Source organism: Salinivibrio socompensis S35 (assembly GCF_000513715.1).
Classification (GTDB): Bacteria; Pseudomonadota; Gammaproteobacteria; order Enterobacterales; family Vibrionaceae; genus Salinivibrio; species Salinivibrio socompensis.
On sequence record NZ_AQOD01000113.1, the window covers coordinates 1 to 5026 of the forward strand.

General features: G+C 48.6%; 9 protein-coding genes and 1 pseudogene. 6 read left to right on the forward strand and 4 right to left on the reverse strand.

Features of this window, described 5'->3' with window-relative positions; all coding sequences use genetic code 11:
* From DZ54_RS0112560 to DZ54_RS24255, 3 genes and pseudogenes are all read left to right on the forward strand, one after another.
* A pseudogene (locus DZ54_RS0112560) lies at positions 1-210 on the forward strand (IS4 family transposase); the annotation flags it as partial.
* A gap of 167 nt (positions 211-377) precedes the next feature.
* Positions 378-638: a type II toxin-antitoxin system Phd/YefM family antitoxin gene (locus tag DZ54_RS0112565; RefSeq protein ID WP_025674447.1), complete on the forward strand. Its 261-nt coding sequence runs from the start codon at positions 378-380 to the stop codon at positions 636-638.
* Positions 625-894 (forward strand): Txe/YoeB family addiction module toxin, encoded by a 270-nt coding sequence (locus DZ54_RS24255; protein ID WP_205619398.1) that lies wholly within the window; start codon positions 625-627, stop codon positions 892-894. Before DZ54_RS0112565 ends, DZ54_RS24255 begins: the two co-directional genes overlap by 14 nt.
* A 71-nt stretch (positions 895-965) precedes the next feature.
* Here DZ54_RS24255 and DZ54_RS0112575 read toward each other — a convergent pair whose 3' ends face one another.
* Both DZ54_RS0112575 and DZ54_RS0112580 read right to left on the reverse strand, forming a co-directional pair.
* Positions 966-1562, reverse strand: coding sequence for a phytanoyl-CoA dioxygenase family protein (locus DZ54_RS0112575; RefSeq protein WP_025674451.1), 597 nt, complete (start codon positions 1560-1562; stop codon positions 966-968).
* Positions 1538-1729: a hypothetical protein gene (locus DZ54_RS0112580; protein WP_025674452.1), complete on the reverse strand. Its 192-nt coding sequence runs from the start codon at positions 1727-1729 to the stop codon at positions 1538-1540. Before DZ54_RS0112580 ends, DZ54_RS0112575 begins: the two co-directional genes overlap by 25 nt.
* 20 nt (positions 1730-1749) lie before the next feature.
* Here DZ54_RS0112580 and DZ54_RS25270 point away from each other — a divergent pair, with 20 nt between their 5' ends.
* Both DZ54_RS25270 and DZ54_RS0112585 read left to right on the forward strand, forming a co-directional pair.
* Complete coding sequence (locus DZ54_RS25270) at positions 1750-1893, forward strand: hypothetical protein (protein ID WP_164831595.1); 144 nt, start codon at positions 1750-1752, stop codon at positions 1891-1893.
* A 6-nt stretch (positions 1894-1899) separates the two neighbouring features.
* Positions 1900-2187 carry a YkgJ family cysteine cluster protein gene (locus DZ54_RS0112585; protein WP_025674454.1) on the forward strand — a complete coding sequence of 96 codons (288 nt, stop codon included), beginning with the start codon at positions 1900-1902 and terminating at the stop codon, positions 2185-2187.
* 59 nt (positions 2188-2246) lie between these two features.
* On the opposite strand, the gene yciA is transcribed toward DZ54_RS0112585, so the two are convergent.
* Both yciA and DZ54_RS0112595 read right to left on the reverse strand, forming a co-directional pair.
* Positions 2247-2645 (reverse strand): acyl-CoA thioester hydrolase YciA, encoded by a 399-nt coding sequence (gene yciA, locus DZ54_RS0112590; protein WP_025674456.1) that lies wholly within the window; start codon positions 2643-2645, stop codon positions 2247-2249.
* Positions 2646-2759: 114 nt separating this feature from the next.
* Entirely contained in the window at positions 2760-4103 is a 1344-nt protein-coding gene (locus DZ54_RS0112595) for a sodium-dependent transporter (RefSeq protein WP_025674457.1), read from the reverse strand.
* A 518-nt stretch (positions 4104-4621) separates the two neighbouring features.
* Here DZ54_RS0112595 and DZ54_RS0112600 point away from each other — a divergent pair.
* Positions 4622-4975, forward strand: a complete 354-nt coding sequence (locus DZ54_RS0112600; protein WP_025674458.1) for a PLDc N-terminal domain-containing protein — start codon at positions 4622-4624, stop codon at positions 4973-4975.
* Positions 4976-5026: the final 51 nt, after the last annotated feature.

Sequence of the window (5026 nt, forward strand, 5' to 3'; positions counted from 1 at the left end):
CTGGCAGGAATACATGCGCAGCAGCAAGGATGGGACAGGCACTTTCAAGCGAATACAGTCAGAAATCGAAATGTCCTGTCTACCGTCCGGTTAGGTATGGAAGTCCTCAGGCGACCAGACTACGAAATTATAACTCAACACCTCTTAGCTGCGGCTGTGGTTCTAGCCCAGCAGCTCTTAAAAGATGGCTGTGCACTGGCAGATTTATGAGGGGATGCCTCAGGGTTAAGCCAGTATTGTCCATCCAACCCGAACACTTGGCGCGCGGCCGTTTTAGGCGATTGTGTTAAGCGAACAATCACCAGACATGTTCCTTAAGTTGTACATGTCTGGTTTGTTGCTCTATACTTCTATGGTGTACGAATAGGAGTGATCCGATGAAAATTATTTCGTTTACTGAAGCGAGAAATGGCCTCAAAACGGTATTAGATGGGGTGGTTGACGACGCTGATACCGCTGTCATTACCCGACGTGATGCAGAGGATGCGGTGGTGATGTCGCTTGATTACTACAACAGCCTTATGGAAACCGTCCATCTATTGCGCTCGCCCGCAAATGCTGAGCACCTAAATCGCTCTATGACTCAGTACAAGATGGGGAAAGCGATGGAGCACGCGTTATTCGATGACGATGAGTAGTCGCTTACTTTGCTGGACGGATGATGCGTGGCGTGACTACGTTTACTGGCAAAGTCAGGATAGAAAAACACTCAAGCGAATCAACAGGCTCATCCTCGATGTAAAACGAACGCCATTCGAGGGGATAGGTAAGCCTGAGGCACTAAAGGAAAATCTGACAGGCTTTTGGTCGCGGCGTATTGATGATACTAATCGGCTGGTTTACGCCGTGGATGATACGTCTATTACGATCCTATCTTGCCGGTATCACTATTAGTCACCTAGCGCCTACCGTGCACAATGAAGGGGCGAAGCGTCATGTTCACCACCCTCAATAAAAGCTACGCCTTACAACGCCTCCGGATAGTGCGTTTTCAGTAATTCTTCAACGACCGCCAGGTTCTGGCCAAGCTTTCTCAGTGCCAGCAGACGCGTTTTGCTGAATTTGGCGTCTTTGGGCACCAAGCGCATGATATACGCAGCGCGTTTGCCGTGGTACACATCTTCAGACTTATGAAAAAAGGCATTACAAAAAAGTAGGGCATCGCCTGCATCCAACGCAGGGGTCACCTTACCTTTCTCCATGTAGTCATACTCTTGCTGGGTGATTTGAAACGGCGGATGCTCGGGTACCGACGGGTCGGCAATGCGCACCAGTGAGTGCAATTGATTGGCCTCGCGAATAAGCGACAAACGAACCGCCCCTTCTTCCATCACGATCGATAACTGTCCTGAGCCGGCTTCTTTTACCGGGGTCAGCGGGATCCATACCGTGAGCATCTCTTCTGGGTGCTCCATAAAGCCAATCGAGTCAAAATCGGTGTGGAATGGAAAGCCTTGGTCCTCTGGTGTTTTCTCTAAATAGAGATCGGCCAGGATGCGATATTCCGGCAGCAGGGCTTCGATCGTATGAGCGAGGTTTAGGGTTGGATCACGGAACACCATGGCCCATAAATCGCTTTTTTGTAGATATCGGCATACCAAGTTTGCCCATTGGGCATGGCGTCGAGTTTGGCGGCGAGGGCCGTTTGTGTCTCTTGGCTCAGTACGCCAGGGATAATTTTGCCGTGATGGGGAGAGAGGTTATCGAGAAAGTCAGGGCGAGCTGGCATAGAAGCTCCTTGGTGGATGCATGGGAATTGAACGCGTCGCTATCTTAAGTGTAGCAATTCAGTCAATCGATCGTATGAACACGATGCTACCACTGTGTCGTCATGGCATTGTTCGTCAACACGGTCAATTTAGCGTAGGATGCCAGCAACTCAGTTACATGTAGCCGTTTATGACCATTGAAGTAATAAATTTGCCGACCTCTGATGTCACCTGCGCGACCTGTAAAGCCTGTTGCTGTCGTTTAGAGGTCATGTTGATTACTGATACCGGTGTGCCGAGAGAGCATATTGAAATCGATGCGTGGGGCGGTGAGGTGATGAAGCGGCTTGACGATGGTTGGTGCTCAGCGGTTGATCGAGACACGTTTATGTGCACGATTTATGAAAATCGGCCCTGGATTTGTCGTGAGTTTGAAATGGGCTCGGATGAGTGCATTGATGAACGCAAGAACATGTAATCATGACGAAGCGTTATGTTATAAAGGGAGGGCCTGTTAAGCAAACAGGCCCTCTTTTTTTATTTTTTGATCGCGCGCGGGCGGCCGTTCTCATCAATGGCAACATAGTTAAAGGTTGCGTGACTGACCTTATTGCGATCGCCAATCTCGTCGTGACTCACCGGTTTTACCCACACTTCTAGTTCAATAGTAATCGAGGTATTGCCAATGCGTTGGCAGGTGCCGTAGCAGCAAACCACATCACCGACACTCACCGGCGATTTAAAGGTAATGTCATTGACTGAGACGGTGACAACGCGACCGCCTGAGATTTCTTTAGCCAAAATGGCGCCTGCCAGATCGAGCTGAGACATGATCCAGCCACCAAAAATATCACCATTCGCGTTAGTGTCGGCAGGCATCGCTAATGTACGAAGCAGGAGTTGGCCGCGTGGGCAGTTGTTTTTATTGTCAGGCATGGCTCTCTTCACATCTGATTGAAAAGGGGCAATGTGCCCCTTTTTTACGGTACAAGATAAGAATTGTGACCGCTAACACAGTATTCGGGCAAGTTTTTATTGGTCCGATAAGCGTTAAATCCAATCCCAGCCAAAGACAAGCAGCATTAAGATGGGGCAAATAACACGCACATAACCTGGCCAAATTTTCCAGAACCAAGTGTCGCCCAGTTCAGGACAGCCTTGAACCAGCTCTTTCAATATTTCATTGCGGTGCCATAACCAACCGGCGACAAGTGCAAATAACAGACCGAGAATAGGTTGTGCGTATTCGGTGGTCACGGTCACCACCAAGCCAAACAAATCGCCAAAGTTGTAGACGATAATGGCTGAGGCGATAGTGATCAGGCCACCAATCCACCACACCGCTTTTTCGCGTGATTGACGGAGCTCTTCAGTAGCACACGCCACCGGTACCTCGAGTAATGAAATCGCCGATGTCAGTGCCGCAATAACCATCAGTAGGAAAAAGGCAAAACCGACAAAAATACCCGCGGTTCCCATGGTGTCGAACATGGCTGGGAGAACACTGAATACCAGTGTATCACTGCTGAGAAGTGCGCCCGCATCACTATAGATAGCCACGCCATTGTGCTGAGCAACGAACATCGCAGGCATGATCAGCAGCCCTGCGATAAAGGCTATACCTGTATCAAGCAGTGCCACTTGTGCTGCTGTTTTAGGAATGTTGGTGGTTTTAGAGAGGTACGAGCCGTACACCATCATCACGCAGACACCGAGTGATAACGAGAAGAAGGCTTGTCCCATGGCACTTACGACAAGGCTAGGTGACAGGTGTGACATATCGGGGATCAGATACATCTTTAAACCGTCGATAGCGCCGGGTTGAAATAAGATGTACACCACCATGATCACGAACAATAAAAACAGGACGGGCATGAGGCGTGATGACCAGCGTTCAATGCCGTTGGCAATGCCGTTACGCACGACGAGTATCGTCGGCACCATAAAACACAGCATCAGTGCCAAATTACGGGTTTCGCTGAATGACTCCAGCCAGGTCGCGGCATCAGTAAAACCGATTAAGGCCAATAAAGGAGAGACCATATAGCCCACGAGCCACCCGGCCACAATGGTATAAAAACTGAGGATACCTGTGGCCCCAAGTAAACCCACCAGGCCAAGCAGCCGACCTATCCACTTCTGACCACCAGACACTGCCGAGAGTGAGCGAACGGGGTTGGCATTACCGTAGCGTCCAATAGTGAGTTCTGCGATTAAAAGGGGATACGCTAGGATAAATACCATTAACAAATAAATGAATAGAAAGACGGCGCCGCCGTTTGAGGCTGTTTGCGTGGGAAAGCCCCAAATGTTACCCAGCCCAATCGCCGAGCCCGCAGCCGCCAAAATAAACCCTATTCGGGATGAAAATTGTGCGCGTTGTGTGTTTGCCATACCTACTCGTTATTGTTTGCGATAATTAGTTGATTTTTTTAACGACAGTCTAAGATGTTGTCGCTGATGAAACTGCTAAGGGTGTAAACTTTTTATTACGATATTTGGTGGGTGATTCCCACCGCAAAGACTCGTAAGTAAAACAGTTTATGCGTAGAATTTGAAGATCTTGCCGTATGTAATACCTAAAATAGGCACAATTTCCCCATATTCTTCCTCCTCGTGATGACTTCTTCGACAGTGATAAGCGCTATTCGCTATCTATAGTGAGTATCACAGTGACTTTCTCTGCTGCAATTGTTGATTTAACAACTAATTAACAATGCGGTTGTTGGTCACAGTTATATGAATATTTAAGCTAAACAAAGCACAAATCATGTGCGTTAACTCACTGTCGAGTATGAATTTGTCACAAACCAAAGACAAAACGTCGCTTGCACCCGCTCAGAACCTAGGCAAAATGGAAACAGCGAACGGGCTAATCCTTCATTGATGACTATCAAGGTGTGCACTTGGGCATGGAAAAAATCTACGAAATCCTTACTTTACTGCTGTTGTTACTGTACTGGCTAACAATTGCGGGTGTGACGATACGCGTGGTATTCAAGCGACGTGCACTGGGCGTGTCGATTGCTTGGCTGATGATCATCTATATCCTGCCGATTGTGGGTGTGATTGCATACCTGCTTTTTGGTGAATTAAATCTGGGGAAAACCCGAGCCGTGCGCGCCAAAGCGATGTTTGAGCCTTATCGCCAGTGGCTGTTTAGTTTACAAGCGTGTCCCGCGCACCGGCCCCATCATATCAATGAGCAATCACACCATGTGAACCGGCTCTGTCATGCCCGTATCGGGGTGCCTGCTGCAGAATGACTGAGATGATCGTAACGTAAAAACCGGCCAGAGATTCTTAAATCGGTGGCA